The organism is Corynebacterium nasorum, assembly GCF_022345765.1.
Taxonomy (GTDB): domain Bacteria; phylum Actinomycetota; class Actinomycetes; order Mycobacteriales; family Mycobacteriaceae; genus Corynebacterium; species Corynebacterium kefirresidentii.
In genome coordinates, this window is the sequence record NZ_JAKRDR010000021.1 from 1 (window position 1) to 15,384 (window position 15,384).

18 protein-coding genes and 1 pseudogene are annotated in these 15,384 nt (G+C 61.7%); 9 read left to right on the forward strand and 10 right to left on the reverse strand.

The features are described from left to right. Window positions 1-234: 234 nt before the first annotated feature. The 7 genes from hemL (at window position 235) to relB (ending at window position 6,576) form a co-directional block, all read left to right on the forward strand. Window positions 235-1,536 (forward strand): glutamate-1-semialdehyde 2,1-aminomutase, encoded by a 1,302-nt coding sequence (gene hemL / locus MHK04_RS11035; RefSeq protein ID WP_200288310.1) that lies wholly within the window; start codon window positions 235-237, stop codon window positions 1,534-1,536. 8 nt (window positions 1,537-1,544) lie between these two features. Next, window positions 1,545-2,153, forward strand: a complete 609-nt coding sequence (locus MHK04_RS11040; RefSeq protein ID WP_200288309.1) for a histidine phosphatase family protein — start codon at window positions 1,545-1,547, stop codon at window positions 2,151-2,153. After that, window positions 2,153-2,758, forward strand: coding sequence for a TlpA disulfide reductase family protein (locus tag MHK04_RS11045; protein WP_200288308.1), 606 nt, complete (start codon window positions 2,153-2,155; stop codon window positions 2,756-2,758). The genes MHK04_RS11040 and MHK04_RS11045 overlap by 1 nt, the downstream gene beginning before the upstream one ends. Continuing rightward, a complete protein-coding gene (locus tag MHK04_RS11050) occupies window positions 2,759-3,562 on the forward strand; it encodes a cytochrome c biogenesis CcdA family protein (protein ID WP_200288307.1) in 804 nt (267 codons plus the stop codon). A gap of 7 nt (window positions 3,563-3,569) precedes the next feature. Next, window positions 3,570-5,201, forward strand: a complete 1,632-nt coding sequence (resB, locus tag MHK04_RS11055; protein ID WP_200288306.1) for a cytochrome c biogenesis protein ResB — start codon at window positions 3,570-3,572, stop codon at window positions 5,199-5,201. Between the two features lie 94 nt (window positions 5,202-5,295). Then, window positions 5,296-6,315 carry a c-type cytochrome biogenesis protein CcsB gene (gene ccsB, locus MHK04_RS11060; protein WP_239208758.1) on the forward strand — a complete coding sequence of 340 codons (1,020 nt, stop codon included), beginning with the start codon at window positions 5,296-5,298 and terminating at the stop codon, window positions 6,313-6,315. Beyond that, window positions 6,316-6,576, forward strand: coding sequence for a type II toxin-antitoxin system RelB family anti-toxin (relB, locus tag MHK04_RS11065; RefSeq protein WP_023020496.1), 261 nt, complete (start codon window positions 6,316-6,318; stop codon window positions 6,574-6,576). It begins immediately after the preceding gene. Here the strand turns inward: relB and MHK04_RS11070 are convergent. After that, on the reverse strand, window positions 6,573-6,818 hold the full coding sequence (locus MHK04_RS11070) for a hypothetical protein (protein WP_005322966.1): 246 nt from the start codon (window positions 6,816-6,818) through the stop codon (window positions 6,573-6,575). The genes relB and MHK04_RS11070 overlap by 4 nt on opposite strands. A gap of 38 nt (window positions 6,819-6,856) precedes the next feature. On the opposite strand from MHK04_RS11070, the gene MHK04_RS11075 reads away from it, so the two are divergent. Beyond that, window positions 6,857-7,183 carry a DUF4229 domain-containing protein gene (locus MHK04_RS11075; RefSeq protein WP_239208760.1) on the forward strand — a complete coding sequence of 109 codons (327 nt, stop codon included), beginning with the start codon at window positions 6,857-6,859 and terminating at the stop codon, window positions 7,181-7,183. Here MHK04_RS11075 and MHK04_RS11080 read toward each other — a convergent pair. Beyond that, window positions 7,180-8,070: a 1,4-dihydroxy-2-naphthoate polyprenyltransferase gene (locus MHK04_RS11080; RefSeq protein ID WP_023020498.1), complete on the reverse strand. Its 891-nt coding sequence runs from the start codon at window positions 8,068-8,070 to the stop codon at window positions 7,180-7,182. The genes MHK04_RS11075 and MHK04_RS11080 overlap by 4 nt on opposite strands. A 214-nt stretch (window positions 8,071-8,284) precedes the next feature. Here MHK04_RS11080 and MHK04_RS11085 point away from each other — a divergent pair, with 214 nt between their 5' ends. After that, complete coding sequence (locus MHK04_RS11085) at window positions 8,285-8,956, forward strand: metal-dependent transcriptional regulator (protein ID WP_034656208.1); 672 nt, start codon at window positions 8,285-8,287, stop codon at window positions 8,954-8,956. Here MHK04_RS11085 and menE read toward each other — a convergent pair whose 3' ends face one another. The 8 genes and pseudogenes from menE to MHK04_RS11125 form a co-directional block, all read right to left on the reverse strand. Then, window positions 8,957-10,090: an o-succinylbenzoate--CoA ligase gene (gene menE / locus MHK04_RS11090; protein ID WP_005322961.1), complete on the reverse strand. Its 1,134-nt coding sequence runs from the start codon at window positions 10,088-10,090 to the stop codon at window positions 8,957-8,959. Between the two features lie 56 nt (window positions 10,091-10,146). Further along, the gene (locus tag MHK04_RS11095) at window positions 10,147-10,974 is read right to left on the reverse strand and encodes a metal ABC transporter permease (protein ID WP_005322960.1); all 828 of its coding nucleotides are present in this window, start codon (window positions 10,972-10,974) and stop codon (window positions 10,147-10,149) included. Next, window positions 10,974-11,804 carry a metal ABC transporter permease gene (locus MHK04_RS11100; protein WP_049377866.1) on the reverse strand — a complete coding sequence of 277 codons (831 nt, stop codon included), beginning with the start codon at window positions 11,802-11,804 and terminating at the stop codon, window positions 10,974-10,976. Before MHK04_RS11100 ends, MHK04_RS11095 begins: the two co-directional genes overlap by 1 nt. Further along, window positions 11,804-12,490: a metal ABC transporter ATP-binding protein gene (locus tag MHK04_RS11105; RefSeq protein ID WP_005322958.1), complete on the reverse strand. Its 687-nt coding sequence runs from the start codon at window positions 12,488-12,490 to the stop codon at window positions 11,804-11,806. The genes MHK04_RS11100 and MHK04_RS11105 overlap by 1 nt, the downstream gene beginning before the upstream one ends. Before the next feature lie 6 nt (window positions 12,491-12,496). Further along, window positions 12,497-13,663: pseudogene (locus MHK04_RS11110) on the reverse strand (metal ABC transporter substrate-binding protein). A 169-nt stretch (window positions 13,664-13,832) separates the two neighbouring features. Then, window positions 13,833-14,021, reverse strand: coding sequence for a hypothetical protein (locus MHK04_RS11115; RefSeq protein ID WP_005322954.1), 189 nt, complete (start codon window positions 14,019-14,021; stop codon window positions 13,833-13,835). 91 nt (window positions 14,022-14,112) lie between these two features. Then, window positions 14,113-14,262, reverse strand: a complete 150-nt coding sequence (locus MHK04_RS11120) for a hypothetical protein (protein ID WP_005322953.1) — start codon at window positions 14,260-14,262, stop codon at window positions 14,113-14,115. 15 nt (window positions 14,263-14,277) lie between these two features. Then, complete coding sequence (locus tag MHK04_RS11125) at window positions 14,278-15,246, reverse strand: 1,4-dihydroxy-2-naphthoyl-CoA synthase (RefSeq protein WP_239208762.1); 969 nt, start codon at window positions 15,244-15,246, stop codon at window positions 14,278-14,280. Window positions 15,247-15,384: the final 138 nt, after the last annotated feature.

Genomic DNA, 15,384 nt, shown 5'->3' on the forward strand with positions numbered 1-15,384 from the left:
GCCAGGAGGGGGCGTCGGCAAGCGGGGCGGCACCTACCGAGGTAGGCAGCGGCCGTTCGGGCGCGGGCCGGGCACAACCGGCGAGGCAGAAAGCGACCAGGATGGCGAAAATGACAGTGCGCTGCATTGAAAATCCCCCCGAATTGAAAAGTGCAACGCCCCGAAGTTTAGCGGCTGACTGTGAATCGCGCAGTCCAACTTTTGTATAGCGCGCGAATCGCTAGAATGTCAGACATGCCTAATACTTCCCAGTCGCAACAGTGGTTTGAGCGTTCCTCCAAGGTGATTCCGGGCGGGGTGAACTCGCCGGTGCGCGCGTTCGGTTCCGTGGGCGGCCAGGCCCGCGTCATTGAGCGCGGCGCGGGTTCGCGCCTGTGGGATGCCGATGGCAATGAGTATGTTGACCTGGTCAGTTCCTATGGTCCGATGATTCACGGCAACGCGCACCCGGAGATTGTGGAGGCCGTGCAGAAGGCGGCTGCGGGCGGTTTGAGCTTCGGCTCGCCTACAGAAGGCGAAGCTTTGCTCGCGGAGGCCATCGTTTCGCGCACCGCGGCCGATAAGGTGCGCATGGTCAATTCCGGCACCGAGGCCACCATGTCCGCGGTGCGCCTGGCCCGCGGCTATACCGGCCGCGCCAAGGTATTGAAGTTTGAAGGCTGCTACCACGGCCACGTGGATGCCCTGCTGGCCTCGGCCGGTTCCGGTGTGGCGACCTTTGCGCTGCCGGATTCCCCGGGCGTGACGGGCGCGACGGCGGCCGATACCATCGTCGTTCCTTATAACGATATCGAGGCCGTGCGCGAGGCCTTCGCGCAGCACCCGGGCGAGATTGCTTGCATTATCGCGGAGGCCTCGGCCGGCAATATGGGCACCGTGGCACCAGATGAGGGCTTCAACGCCGCGCTTGCCGACGTCGCCCATGAAGACGGCGCCCTCCTCATCCTCGATGAGGTCATGACCGGTTTCCGCACCTCCTATAAGGGTTGGTACGGCGTCGACGGCGTGGCGGCGGACCTGGTGACCTTTGGCAAGGTCGTCTCCGGTGGCTTGCCGGCCGCTGCCTTTGGCGGCCGCGCCGAGGTCATGGACTACCTCGCGCCGGAAGGTCCGGTCTACCAGGCGGGCACGCTCTCCGGTAACCCGGTGGCAATGGCTTCGGGCCTGAAGTCTTTGGAGCTGGCCGATGAATCGCTCTATGAGCGCCTGCAGGCCAATGCGGACCGCCTGACCGGCATGATTTCTGAGGCGCTGTCGGCCGAGGGCGTAGCGCACCACATCCAGCGCGCGTCTTCGATGTTCTCCATCCGTTTTGCCGAGGGCGAGGGCCGCAACTTCGCCGATATGCAGGCGGCCGAGACCTTCCGCTTCACCCCGTTCTTCCACGCCCTGCTGGATAACGGCATCTATGTCGCGCCGAGCCCATTCGAGACCTGGTTCGTCTCGGATGCTCTTAACGACGCCGACTTTGAACTCATCGAGGCGGCCCTCAAGCCCGCCGCACAAGCTGCGGCCGCTGCGCGTCCCGCAAACTAAGGAGAGACATGACACGCACCATCGTTCACCTCGTGCGTCACGGCGAGGTCCACAACCCAGAGAAGATCCTCTACGGGCGTATCCCGGGGTATCACCTATCCTCGCGCGGGCATTCCATGGCGGCGCGGACCGCGGAGTCCTTTCGCGACCATGATGTGACCTACCTGGCAGCCTCGCCACTGCAGCGCGCCCAAGAGACAGCGCGGCCGATTGCGGAGGTAACGGGACTGGACGTGGACGTCGATAAGACGCTCATTGAATCCGGCAATCGCTTCGAGGGCCTGCGCACCAAGGGTCTGCGCTCCGCACTGTGGAATCCGCGCCGTTGGCCGCTGCTGGTCAATCCGCTGGAGCCATCGTGGGGCGAGCCTTATGACCAGATTGCCGAGCGCATGCTGGGCTCCATCGAGCGCGCCCGTACCGCCGCCGCCGGCCACGAGGCGATTTTGGTCAGCCACCAGCTGCCCATCGTGATGGTGCAGCGCACCGTGCTCGGCCAGCGCTTGCCGCACGCGCCGTGGAACCGCGAATGCGACTTGGCCTCGGTAACCTCCCTGCTTTTTGAAGACAACCAGGTCACCGATATTTTCTACTCTTCGCCGGCGCAGGAGATTTAATGGCACTACGACGCAAACGCGCAGTTGGCGCGGTGCTGGCGGCAGTAGCCGTGACCCTTGCTGGGTGCGCGCAGGATTCCGATAACGCCCAAAATGCGGTTGCTACCGGCGGTAACTTCGAATTCATCACCCCCGGCGGCGAGAAGGTCATCAATTACGAGGAATCCGAGCGCAAGCCGCTGCGCACGTTCTCCGGCGAGGATGTGCGCGATACGGATAAGACCATCTCCTTGGAAGACTATGACGGCGAAATCGTCGTGCTTAACTCCTGGGGCCAGTGGTGCGCGCCCTGCCGCAGCGAGGCCGATGACCTCCAAGAGGTTCACTCCGAGCTGCAAAAACGCCAGATCGGCACCGTCTTGGGCATCAATGTGCGCGACTATAACCCCCAGGTGTCCAATGACTTCCTCGAAGACAACGGGCTGAAGTATCCCTCCATCTATGATCCGCCGTTTAAGACCGCTGCGGCCCTAGGCGGCGTGCCGACTTCCGTGGTGCCCACCACCATTGTCTTGGATAAACAGCACCGCCCGGCTACGGTCTTTTTGCGTTCCATCACCGCTAAAGATGTGCTGGACGTAGTGGACAAGTTAGAAAAGGAATAAATGGATAACGCAGCGAGCATCGGCAACTCTTTTGCTGAGGCCGCGACCTCCGGCCCTCTCCTTCTGGGCCTGCTCGCGGCCGCCCTAGCGGGGCTGGTGAGCTTTGCCAGTCCGTGTGTGATCCCGCTGGTTCCCGGCTATATTTCCTACCTGGCCGGCGTGGTAGGCGGGGAGGTTACCTTCGATGGGGAGTTGGGGGTGGGCGTCGGCAAGCGCAGGCAATGGGCCGTTGTCCTTGCATCGGCACTGTTCATCCTGGGCTTTACCGTGGTTTTTCTGCTGGCGACGGTCTCCGTATTCGGCGCGATTTCCGCGCTAAGGCTCAACGAAGAAATGCTCATGCGGGTCGGCGGCGGCGTGACTATCCTGATGGGCGTGGTCTTCCTAGGCGCGATTCCAGCGCTGCAGAAAGACACCCGCCTGGCGCCGAAGCGCTGGACCACCTGGCTGGGCGCGCCGCTGCTCGGCGGGGTATTCGCGCTGGGCTGGACGCCGTGTCTGGGCCCAACGCTGGCCGCCATCATTTCCGTATCGGCCGGCACCGAGGGCATGACGGCCGCGCGCGGGGTGCTGCTCATTATCTTTTATTGCCTGGGCCTGGGCTTACCGTTCCTTCTGGTGGCGCTGGGCTCCGCGCGGGCGATGCGCACGATTTCGTGGGCCCGCAAACACTCGCATACCATCCAAATAATCGGCGGCGTGGCCATGATCCTCGTCGGCCTGGCCCTGGTAACCGGCCTATGGGGCGAATTTATTAGCCTCATCCGCCAGTGGACCGGCAACTACGGCGCAACCCTTATTTAGGAGAGACGTGAAATATTTCCGCAAAGCCTGGCATTGGCTGACTAGTATGCGCACCGCGCTAGCGCTGCTCTTCTTGCTGGCGCTGGCCGCGATCCCCGGTTCTTTGCTGCCGCAGCGCGATCTCAACGAGCAGAACGTGCAAGACTTTATCGAGTCCAATGGCAACGTGGCGAAGATCTATGACAAGCTGCAGCTTTTCGACGTCTTTTCCTCCGTCTGGTTCCAGGCCATCTTCGTCCTCTTGGCGATTTCCCTGGTTGGCTGCATCCTGCCGCGCTCCTGGGATCACTATAAGGCGTGGAAGACCCCGCCGACGCGCGCGCCGAAGTACCTCCACAAGCTGCCGCTGGCGGCCGAGGGGCACTCGGAAAAGAGCGAGGAGGAACTATCCACGGAAATTAAGAAGCGCCTGAAGAGGTGGCGCGTGGCCGAGTATTCCCCGGAGAAGGACCGTGCCGGCGTGCATACCTTCTCCGCGGAGCGCGGCTACGGCCGCGAGCTAGCCAACCTCATTTTCCACGTGGCGCTGGTAGCCATCCTGGTTACGGTTGCCGCCGGCAAACTGGTCAACTACGAAGGCCAGGTCATTGTGGTCACTGAGTCTGGCTCGCAGGGCGGCGGCCAGACCCTGGACCAGTCCACGGAGTTCTGCAATACCTCTACGTCTAATTTTGACTCCTTCCGCGCCGGCCCGCTTTTCGACGGCACCGGGCTCCACCCTTTCTGCCTCGTCGCCCATGACTTCGCGGCCGAGTACCTGCCGAACGGCCAGGCCGAGATGTTTACCTCCAACGTCTCCTACGCGGAGGGCGATGACATCTACAAGGATGACTCCGAGTGGAAGGATTATGAGCTCAAGGTCAACCACCCGTTGCGGCTCGCGCATAACCGCGTCTACTTGCAGGGCCATGGCTACGCGCCGACGGTCACCGTGGAATGGCCCAATGGTGAAAAGCGCACCCAGACCATTCAGTTCCAGCCGAATGATACGACCTTCTTCTTGTCCTCCGGCGCGATGCGCTTTGACCCGCCGGCCGGCATGCACCCGGACCTCTATGAGCGTCGTCAAAATCAGATCGCCATTCAGGGCCTCTTCGCGCCTACGGCTGAGTGGGCCGGTGAGAACGGCAAGCTGCTGCAGTCCTCCTACCCAGGTTTGCAGGATCCGGCCATGGCCATCGATATCTACCGTGGTGATGCCGGCTTGGATACCGGCACCCCGCAGTCCTTCTTCTCGTTGGATCCGAACCTGGTGCACTCCGGCCAGCTGCGAAAGATTGACCGCGTGAACCTCAACCAGGGTGAGGATGTCACCCTGGACGATGGCACCAAGATCACTTTCGACGGCGCCAGCGAGTTTGCCAATTACCAGGTCTCTTATGACCCCTTCCAGAAGTGGGTGCTGGTCTCCGCGCTGGTAATGCTCATCTCCTTGGTGGGTTCGCTGGTGATTAAGCGCCGCCGCGTCTATATCCGCCTGCGGCCGAACGCGGCCGGCGGCACCGATGTGGAAATGGGCGGCCTCGCCCGCACCGACCGCGCCGGTTGGTCGGAGGAGTTCCACGAGTTGCACCGCGCGCTGCTGGAGCTGCCGGACCCAGATGAGGTCGAAGAAGACGAGCTTTATACCGATGATTAGTACGTCATCCTAGTCCAACAAAAGTTGGACTAGGCCGTTTCGCTGAGTAAGGTAATCAGCACTATCCCCGCACGTGTATTGGCTAGGAGCGTTCATGCAGATCGATCAGAATCTGTCTAATTTCTCGGATATCGCGGTGCAGACCGCCTTTGTGGTGTACTGTGTCGCGCTCTTTATGTCGCTGTTTTACTACGGACGCTTGCAGAGCATTATCGAGGGCCGCCGTGCCGTGAAGTCCCAGGCCTCGAAGGTCTTGGTGGGGGCGGGCGCTGGGGACGTCGAAAAGCAGGGCTATGCAGGCGAAGTAGCTAAGTACTCCTCCGGTATCACGGACGATGAGCTGAAGGAGAAGGAGCGCAAGGCCGATAAGCTCGGCGGTATGACCAGCTCGCTGATGTGGGTAGGCATTGCGCTCCACGCCGCGGCGATTGTGCTGCGTGGCCTGGCTACCGGCCGTTTCCCCTTTGGCAACCTATACGAGTACGTGCTGATGGTGAGCTTCGGTGTGCTGCTGGTGGGCAATATTGCCATGCAGCGTAAGGAGTGGCGCACCGTGTGGCCATGGCTGCTCACCCCGGTATTGGCGCTGATGTTTTATGGCTCCACCAAGCTCTATGCCGAGTCTGCCCCAGTGGTGCCGGCGCTGCAGTCGCACTGGCTGCCCATCCACGTCACCGTGGTGTCCTTGGGCGCGTCCATTGGTATTATTTCCGGCATTGTCTCGCTGCTGACCCTATTCCGTATGGCACAGCCGAAGCATGCCGAGCATGGCTTTTTCGGTGCTGTAGCCCGCCCATTGCCTTCTGCCGCGAAGATTGACCAGCTGGCCTACCGTCTGGCCGTAATCACCCTGCCAACCTTGGGCTTGGGCATTATCCTGGGGGCCATCTGGGCCGAGTCCGCTTGGGGCCGCTTCTGGGGCTGGGACCCGAAGGAAACCGTCTCCTTCGCTACCTGGATCCTTTATGCCGCTTACCTGCACGCGCGTGCAACGCCGGCGTTCCGTAAGGCTGCGCCGTGGATCAATGTCATGGCGATGGCGCTGATGGTCTTCAACCTCTTCTTTATCAACATGGTTGTCTCCGGCCTGCACTCCTATGCGGGGCTGAATTAAATGGCGGAGCATACGAGCCCGCGCCATAAGCCGGGCAAGCCGGCTGGTGATAATGCGGTGATTTTAGGCCTGGGCGCGCAATTTGCCGAGCGCCGCCGCGAGTTGGGCATTTTGCAGCAGCAGCTTGCCGACGCCGCCGGTATCTCCCGCTCCACCCTCCACACCATTGAGCATGGGGGCGCGGGCGTGCGGTGGGAAAAGGTTACCGCCGTGGCCGAGGCCCTCGGCTTGGAGATGCGCTTCGTGCCGAAGGAATCCTAATCCTTCTCGCCGTCGGTGTCGCGATTGCGGCGCTGGCGGCGTTTTTCTTCCTCTGCCTCCTGTGCGCGGCGTTGCTTGAAGCGCTCCTTTTCCAAGTTCCAGAGGAATTCCTCATCATCGTCGGGGCCCTTGATAGCGCGGGGTTGTTCCACCTCGCGCTTTTTCCATGTGGAGGGACCGAAGGCCTTCCACACCAAGTAGGCGGCGAGGACAAAGAGTAAAAGGAGAATGATTCGGCCCATGCGTGGAATTCTACCTGCACCGCGTACAATCAACCCCCATGACGCATAATCTTGAGCCACCTAAGCCGGACCCAGAACTGCGCCGCCGTTCCCGCGCGGCGCTGTGGAAGTATGGGCTTGCCCGCGTAGTGCTTTTTATCGCTTTGACCGTGGTGATCGAGCTGCTATCTATCGCCATCGGCTTTCCCATCCCAGTGCTTATCGCAGCGCTGCTGGCGCTCTTCGTGGCGCTGCCGCTTTCGATGCTCATCTTTAAAAAGTGGCGCATCGAGGCCACCCAAACGCTGGCCGAGTACTCCGCCCAGCGCAAGGCCCACAAACGCTGGGTACAGGCGGAGCTAGAAGGGCGCGCCGCGCAGGACTAGACGAGGATGAGTGCGGCGGCCTCGATAATCGCCCACAGGAGCATCGCGCGGCCGGTCAGGCCGAGCACGGGGATAAGCTTTGGTCCTTGAGCGCCGCGATTGACGGTGCGAATGGCACGCAGCGCGAAGGGGAAGTAGACCAAGCCGGCGAGTGCGAGCCAGCTGCTGAAGGCAATGCCAATGGTCAGCAGGAATGGCAGAAGGAGCAGCACCGTAAAGAGCAGGCGTGCCTTCTCGTTTCCGAGGCGTACGGCGAGCGTAATCTTGCCGGTTTCGGCGTCGGAGGGAATATCGCGGATATTATTGACTAAGTTCACCCCGGAGCTCATCGCGCCGATGCCCACGGCCAGCGCGAGGCCCGACCACGACAGGCGGCCGGCCTGGGTGAATTCGGTGCCGAGCACAGCGACGAGCCCGAAGAAGATAAAGACGGCGACCTCGCCGAGCCCGCGATAGCCATACGGGTTCTTGCCACCGGTATAAAACCACGCGCCGGTGATGCATAGCGCGCCGACGAGGATGAGCCACCAGGCGTGCGCCGCAAAAGACAGCGCGATGCCGGCGAGTCCGGCCACGGCGAAGGCGGCGAAGGCCGCGAGTTTCACCTGCTGCGGGCGGGCCAGGCCGCCGCCGGTGAGGCGCTGCGGACCGGTGCGGTCGTCGTCGGTGCCGCGGATGCCATCCGAGTAATCGTTGGCGTAATTGACACCGATGATGAGCGCCCACGCCACCACGAGGGCGAGAAGCGCGCGGCCGAAGTGCGCGCCGTCGGCAGCCGCTGCGGCACCAGTACCAGCGATGACTGGGGCGAAGGCATTAGCCCACGTGTGCGGGCGTGCGCCTTGGAGCCAGTCTTTGGCAGTTGCGGGATAGGCAGAAAGTGACATGTCAGTTATTGTGCCACGCCACCGCGGGCATGCTGTGCACAAGGGACGCACACGGCGGATATATAAAAGCCACGGGTATGGCGGAAGCGCGTCGTACGTACCCAAGAAAGGACGGCTGTGGGCCACACCCGTGACAAAAGTTCAATGCGTTGAACTTTCTTAAAGTTATCATGTGAATCGCTCGCGAGGCAAGGCCTTTACTACGATGAATGTCATGCATTTAAGCGATCTCCCTGAACGTACCCAGGACTACCTCAAAGTCCTGTGGGACCTCTCCGAGCACTCCGGCGGCGCGCCCATCGCGCTCAAGGAGCTGGCGGGGCGATTGAACCAAAAGGTACCCACGGCGTCGGAAGCCGTAAAGCGTCTCGTTGCCCAAGGGCTGGTGGAACATGAGCGCTACGCTGGCGTTTCGCTGACCCCAGAGGGCCAGGCACTGTCCATGGGCATGGTCCGCCGCCATCGTCTCCTCGAGACCTTCTTGGTCAAAGAGCTGGGGTACACCTGGGACGAGGTTCACGAGGATGCCGATCTCCTCGAGCATGCATGCTCCGATCGCTTCATCGATCGACTCGATCAGCACCTGGGCCATCCTCAGCGCGATCCCCACGGCGATCCCATCCCCGACGCGCAGGGCAGCATCGAGGACCTTGGCACGCTCACGCTTGACGACGTCCCCCTTCACACCCCTGTCACCATCGAGCGGGTATGCGACGGAGACACCGAGCTGTTGCGCTACCTCGACAGCCATGGCGTCGGCCTGGGCGTCGAGGTCGTAGTCGATTCCCGCGTTGCGGGCCTGCTCAACCTGCACGCAGGGGACGAGGAGTTCTCTCTTGCGGAAGTCGCGGCCGCCGACGTGACGGTGCGCGCTAACGAAGTCTAATCAGTTCTTAAAGAGCCCTGCGACACCACGACGGTCCACCTTGCCGGGGCCGGTCAGCGGCATCTCAGCAATGCGGATAATCTCGCGCGGAATCTGCCACCGAGGCAGGTCATCGAGCGCTTCGAGGATGTCGGTGCGCGAGGCCCAGCCGGTGTAAGCTGCGGCGATCATCTGGCCAAGACGTGGATCAGGGATGCCCACCACGCATACACTGTCGACGCCCGGTACCTGCAACAAGAGCTGTTCCAGTTGTTCTGGGTGCAACTTCAACCCGCCCGAGTTGATGATGCTGTCCAGACGTCCAGTGACGGTGAGTTGACCGTGGGCGTCGAGCTCCCCGGCGTCGGAAGTTGCGAACCAGCCACCGACGAAGTCGCGCGATTCCACATTGCGGTAGCCCTGCGCAATGGTCGGCCCGCCCAGGAAAATGCGGTTATCTTCCCCGATGCGCACCTCGGTGCCGGGCAGGGGAGTGCCGTTGTAGACGCAACCGCCCGCAGTCTCCGAGGAGCCATAGGTGGTTACCACGGTGATGTCGAGCTTGCGCGCAGATTCCAATAGCTGGGGATGTGGCGCTGCTCCACCTACCAGGATGGAGTTGAAACGGCGCAGTGCTTGGATGCCGTCCAGCGAATCGAGTGCCTTGTGCAGCTGCATCGGTGTGAGCGCGGTGTACATGCGGTCCTCGGTGTGGGCGAGTTCTTCTGCTGCGCGGGCGAACTCGGTGATGTTAAAGCCTTGGGACAGGTCGAGGCACAGTGGCTCCACACCCGCCACCAACGAACGCACGAGCACCTGGATGCCCGCGATGTGGTGGGCGGGCATGGCCAGTAGCCATTGGCCGGGGCCACCCAGGAAAGAATGGGTGGCATCCGCACTCGCCACCAGGTTAAGCGGGCTTAGCTGCGCACCCTTCGGTGTGCCCGTGGAACCCGAGGTGGACACCACCAAAGCAATGTCCTCAGCAATCGATTCGCCCGCGCGCATGTGGTTGCGCAGCAATTCCGTCCGCGTGCGGTCCGCTGCGGGAAGGGGTAAGAGCGTGGTCTGCCCAGCGATGGCCTTCTCGAGGTCATCCAAAATTCCTGCGGGATTGCGGGGATCGACTGGGAGTGGGGCGAGGATATGAGTCACGAATAATCAGGTTACCCGGGCATATCGCTCGTCCCGGGAGGCGGCGCGCCGGGCGTTTAGAGCAAGGCCCGCAGCCCCATGCTGAGCAAATAGAACACACCCGCCAGCACCGCGATGCAGCCGCCCGCCGACAAACTGAGTGCGGCCGCCAGCCAGAGCCCGCCGCATGCCAGCGCAATGCCCGCGATACCGGCACCGAGCATGAGCTGGGTCGGGCGCTTGATCCACGGCTGCAACGCCGCCGCCGGGGCTACCAGCAGCGCCAGGGACAAGATAGTGCCCACCGCGGGAATCACCACCACCATGGTCACGCTGATAAGCGTGAGGGTAAGCAAGTCATAGCAGCCGGGATTTCCACCTTGTGCGCGGAAGGACGTCTGGTCGAAGTAGAAGGAGACCAACGTCCGGCGAAATGCTACCAGCACGCCAAGGCTGACCACCACCAGGGCGCTGACAAACCAGACATCCTGCGCATTGACAGTGGTCAGCGAGCCCACGAGAAAGCTATCCACGTGGATAGGTAGCGGTTGGAACCAGCGCAGCAACAAGATGCCCAGGGAAAATCCCAGGGTGAGCGTCACGCCGGCGGCAGCGGTCGAAGAAATGCCCTCGACGGTACTCAACCACCGCATAAGCCAGGCCAAAGGTAGGCAGAACAGTGCCGCGCCCACCATCAAACCCGTGGAGAGATCCAAGCTCAGAAGGTTGGCCACCACTACGCCGAGCACCGCGCCGGGGAAGATTCCGTGCGACAGGCTCTCGGCGAAAAAGACGCGCTTGCCCATGACCATCAAGGTTCCAACCAAGCCAGATAAACATCCCACAGCAATGGCCTCAAGGAGGGGCATCCGCAGGATCTCTGGATCAAGATGAGACAGTCCCATTAGCTAAATACCCCCTTCAAGCCCGCTAGCGGCACGGTGACAACCAGCATCAAGCTGACGATTGCCTGCGGCGAAATCTGGTGCGCGGTTTGGGACAGCATGATGGCAAATCCCACCACCACTGCCAGCGTGGACAAGCCCGCAGCCCAGAAGCACATGCTGCGCGGGGATCCTGCGATCAAGCGCGCCGAGAGGCCTGGAATGACAATAAAACCGATAACCAGCAACACACCCACTGCCGAGCTAGCCGCCACCACGATTAGGCCAACCGCGACATTCGCAATGAGCTCATAAGCCGCCACGTTGACGCCCATGGCGCGGGCCGCTGCTGTATCGAAAGCGACGAGAATCTGCATGCGCCAGGTTGTCAGGATGAGCAGTGCCGCAATCACGCAGAGCGTGACGGAGGTTGCCAGCCTGGACTGCGTGACGTCGAGAAGCCGGCCAAACATGAGCGCCTCCAGCTGCCCGGACTTGTCGCCATAGGCCAAACTGATGACCACGCCGATGCCGTACATGAAGGTCAGCACCACGGCCGTTCCGGCTTCTATATCCAGCTTCCGCGCTGACTGGCGCCGCCCAGAACCCAGAGAAGCCAGCACCAGCACCGTCACCGTGGCCACCGCGGCCGCACCCGGCACGATGCCCGGGATGCCGCCCACGATGAGCCCTACCACGATGCCTGGAAAAACCGAGTGCACGAGGGCTTCCACCGTAAATTCCATGCGGCGGAGATTAACGAGGACGCTAATGACAGCCCCCACAATCGATAGGCACAGCAGGAAGAGGAAGGCATTGCGCAGGTACGGGGCGAAGAGAATCTGCTCCATTACAGTCGCGCACCTTGCTCCATATAGGTTTCCACTGCTTCCTCGGTTCCCATGGTGTGGACCTTGCCGTCGAGCACAAACGCCGCCCAGTCGCAGGTGTGCTGCGCCAAGATGGGGTCGTGAGTGGAGACGAGCAGGGCGATTCCTGCTTCCTTGAGATCCGCAATGATCTGAATCAGGATTCGGCGGCTTTCTTGATCAAGCCCGTTGAAGGGTTCGTCGAGAAGCACCAGCTCCGGGGCCGAAACCAACGCGCGCGCGATGAGCACGCGCTGGCGCTGCCCTCCCGAGAGCTGGCCAAACCGCGTCTCGGCGAGGTGCTCCATCCCCACTTGTCGCAGGGCATTGAGTACATGGCCGCGATAGCTACGCATGCTCGTGCACCTATGCCACCAGCTCACTGATGGCAAAAGGCCCATTTCCACGACCTTGTAAGCCGTGACGGGAAAACTCAGGTCGGAGTCTTGGTACTGCGGGACGTAGCCGAGCGAGGCGTCGATGGTGGCCATGCCGCGCAAGGCAGCCAGGCCAGTGATTGCCTTGAGCAGCGTAGACTTGCCCGCGCCGTTGGCCCCCAGGAGCGCCACGGCCTCGCTCGCGCGGATCTCAAGATCAACGTCGGTGAGGATATCCCGGGCGCCATAGCCGCAGGTGGCATTGCGCAGAGTGATTAATGGGGAAGACATATAGAGCTACTTGCGCTTGGCGACGTCGAATGCCTGCAGCGATTCCGGCAACGGTTGCTGTTCGGAGTCCCAGGCGCTGACCAGGGTGTTGATGTTGTGGACGATGGATCCGATGTAGGTCTCGCCCTCACTGCCTGGCACACCTAGCGAGTCGCCGTACAAAGCGTCGTCGGATGTAACCGCCTTGACGCCTGCGGCGCGGGCGATGGCCTCGATGGACTTCGAGCTGTTGGAATTCTCCGCAAAGATGGCCTTGGCACCGGACTCGCGGATCTGCTTTGCCTGCTCGTCGATGTGGCGCGAGGTGGCGTCCTGCTGGTTGTTGAAGTCAGACAGTGCGGAGCCGATGAACTTCACGCCGTATGCGTTTGAGAAGTAGCCGAAGGCGTCGTGGGAAGAGAAGAGCACGCGGTCTTGCTCAGGAACTGCGGACATGGAATCGCTGGCCCACTTGTCGAGGTCCTCCAACTAGTCGGTGTACTTCTTGCCGGCGGCGGTGAAGGCGTCCTTGGCCTGCGGGGAGGCCTGGGACAACGTGTTGACGATGTTGTCGACCTGAATCTTGGCCTGCTTCGGGGAGGTCCACACGTGCGGGTCGTACTTGAATTCTGGGGCCTCGCCGTCCTCCCCCGGGAAAGGCCACGGGCGCGGGCTCACGTGCTCGATGCCCTCGTCGATGGTGTACTTGCCGTTGCCATCGCCCATACCTTCGCTCTTGACGCCCGAGGTCACGGCCATGACGCCGTGGAAGCCGGAGGAGTCCACGGCTTGGTCGAGGAAGTGCTCGAGGTCGACTCCGTTGACGAACATGTAGTCGGCCTGGGAGAGCGCCTGCATCTGCTGTGGGGTCATCTCGTGCTCGTGGGCGCTGGCGTTGGGGGCGAGCAAACAGGTGAGGTCGAGGGTCACTGGGCCCTCGCCGGAGTTGGTCTCCGCACCCTGGGAGTCGACCTTGTGGAGCTTGAGGCCGCCGGCGGCTACCTGGGTGAGGTAGTCGCAGATCTGGGTAGTCGTGGCCACGGCCTTGACGGTGTCGCCGTCCTTCGGCTTTGCAGCGTCGATGGATTCCTTCGAGGCGCTGCAAGCGGCGAGGCTGGCGCCGAGTGCGAGGGCGCAGGTGCCTGCGAGAATGCGCTGTAGGGGCCGGCGTGGGGTGCTGTGATTTGAGCTCATAATGAACTTCCTTTGTATTAGGAGAAGTGAACTCAACAAACACTAGCACCCTTGAACTAGATTGTTCGACGTAATGAACTTAGGTGGTCCTATCTCTTCCTTAAGCTGCCAAAATTTAAAAATGCCTCTCACTTCAATGAGTGAAGTGAGAGGCTAGGAAGCGGTGGCCTTATTTGGCTACTTTTGCCTTTTTGCTGAAGGGGAGCTGATCCAGGGAGCGTATGCCGGGGCCGGCGGCGAGCATCAGGCCCGCGACGGCGACGGTCCATTCGGAGAACTTTTGCCAGCCCTGGGCGATGAGAATTACGCCCAGGGCGACGCGTGCTGCGAGCATGACGAATGAGTTGCAGAGTTTCATGTTCGACACTTTAAGTATTAACTATGGGCATGTCCACAATTGCTTGAGATGTCTCACTCCGGTCCGAGGGCGTCCCACGCCATTTACTCCGCTACATGTATGGATTGCGCGGGGTGTCCTCCTGATCGAAGGGACGCTCCCCGCTGTCCTGCGCATCCTTGATACGCTTGAGCATCCACACTCGCGAGACGATGACGCCCGCCAGTGCAAGTGTGGCCAAGCCGATGGCGAAAATCCACATCGTGCTAACTCCTGGCTAGTAGTAATACGGGAACTGCTCCCACTGCGGGTCGCGCTTTTCGAGGAATGCTTCTTTGCCCTCGACGGCCTCGTCGGTCATGTACGCCAGGCGGGTCGCCTCGCCGGCGAAGACCTGCTGGCCCATGAGGCCGTCATCGGTCAGGTTGAAAGCGAACTTCAGCATGCGCTGGGCTGTTGGGGACTTGCCGTTGATTTCGCGGCCCATCTGGATTGCGGCGTCTTCCAAGTCGGCGTGATCGACAACCTCATTGACCGCGCCCATCTCATACATCCGCTGGGCATCATAGGTGCGACCCAAGAAGAAGATCTCGCGGGCGAATTTCTGGCCCACCATCTTAGCTAGGTAGGCCGAACCATAGCCGGCATCGAAGGAACCCACGTCCGCGTCCGTCTGCTTGAAGCGCGCCTCCTGGCGGGAGGCGACCGTCATATCGCAGACCACGTGCAGCGAGTGACCGCCGCCGGCCGCCCAACCATTGACCACGGCGATAACCACCTTGGGCATGGTGCGGATAAGGCGCTGGACCTCGAGGATATGCAAGCGACCGCCCTCCACCTTTTCGCGGGCGGTGTCCACGGTGGATTCATCCGCGGTGGCGTCATCATGGGCGTGCTCGGTGGCGTAGCGGTAGCCGGAGCGGCCGCGAATGCGCTGGTCGCCGCCGGAACAAAACGCCCAGCCGCCATCCTTTTCGGAAGGGCCATTGCCGGTGAGCAAAATCGTGCCCACATCCGGCGTGCGGCGGGCGTGATCTATTGCGCGGTAGAGCTCGTCTACGGTATGCGGGCGAAACGCATTGCGCACCTCCGGGCGGTCGAAGGCGATGCGCACGATGCCGTTCTTGCGGCCCTCACCGTTGAGCCGGTGATAGGTGATATCCGTGAGGTCTTCAAACCCTTCTACGGAATGCCATAGTTCCGGCCGGAACGGATTATCGGTGCTGTATTTTTCCTGCTCGCTCATAACGGCCAGCTTAGTGGCAAAAGAAGAATAGTCCCCATTCCCAACCCTCACCCACACGCGCTGCCCAGCAGGCCGGTAATAATCAATACGCGATACTGCGAGGTTTTGCCCCGCACAATACCCGTGTACGCCATACCA

Bases quoted from the DNA above. Each gene is read 5' to 3' on its own strand.
- MHK04_RS11045 (WP_200288308.1), top strand. From the start codon at position 2,153: ATGGCACTACGACGCAAACGCGCAGTTGGCGCGGTGCTGGCGGCAGTA.
- MHK04_RS11050 (WP_200288307.1), top strand. From the start codon at position 2,759: ATGGATAACGCAGCGAGCATCGGCAACTCTTTTGCTGAGGCCGCGACC.
- MHK04_RS11080 (WP_023020498.1), bottom strand. From the start codon at position 8,070: ATGTCACTTTCTGCCTATCCCGCAACTGCCAAAGACTGGCTCCAAGGC.
- hemL (WP_200288310.1), top strand. From the start codon at position 235: ATGCCTAATACTTCCCAGTCGCAACAGTGGTTTGAGCGTTCCTCCAAG.
- MHK04_RS11085 (WP_034656208.1), top strand. From the start codon at position 8,285: ATGCATTTAAGCGATCTCCCTGAACGTACCCAGGACTACCTCAAAGTC.
- MHK04_RS11095 (WP_005322960.1), bottom strand. From the start codon at position 10,974: ATGGGACTGTCTCATCTTGATCCAGAGATCCTGCGGATGCCCCTCCTT.
- relB (WP_023020496.1), top strand. From the start codon at position 6,316: ATGGCGGAGCATACGAGCCCGCGCCATAAGCCGGGCAAGCCGGCTGGT.
- MHK04_RS11100 (WP_049377866.1), bottom strand. From the start codon at position 11,804: ATGGAGCAGATTCTCTTCGCCCCGTACCTGCGCAATGCCTTCCTCTTC.
- MHK04_RS11040 (WP_200288309.1), top strand. From the start codon at position 1,545: ATGACACGCACCATCGTTCACCTCGTGCGTCACGGCGAGGTCCACAAC.
- MHK04_RS11105 (WP_005322958.1), bottom strand. From the start codon at position 12,490: ATGTCTTCCCCATTAATCACTCTGCGCAATGCCACCTGCGGCTATGGC.
- MHK04_RS11075 (WP_239208760.1), top strand. From the start codon at position 6,857: ATGACGCATAATCTTGAGCCACCTAAGCCGGACCCAGAACTGCGCCGC.
- ccsB (WP_239208758.1), top strand. From the start codon at position 5,296: ATGCAGATCGATCAGAATCTGTCTAATTTCTCGGATATCGCGGTGCAG.
- MHK04_RS11115 (WP_005322954.1), bottom strand. From the start codon at position 14,021: ATGAAACTCTGCAACTCATTCGTCATGCTCGCAGCACGCGTCGCCCTG.
- MHK04_RS11125 (WP_239208762.1), bottom strand. From the start codon at position 15,246: ATGAGCGAGCAGGAAAAATACAGCACCGATAATCCGTTCCGGCCGGAA.
- MHK04_RS11070 (WP_005322966.1), bottom strand. From the start codon at position 6,818: ATGGGCCGAATCATTCTCCTTTTACTCTTTGTCCTCGCCGCCTACTTG.
- MHK04_RS11120 (WP_005322953.1), bottom strand. From the start codon at position 14,262: ATGTGGATTTTCGCCATCGGCTTGGCCACACTTGCACTGGCGGGCGTC.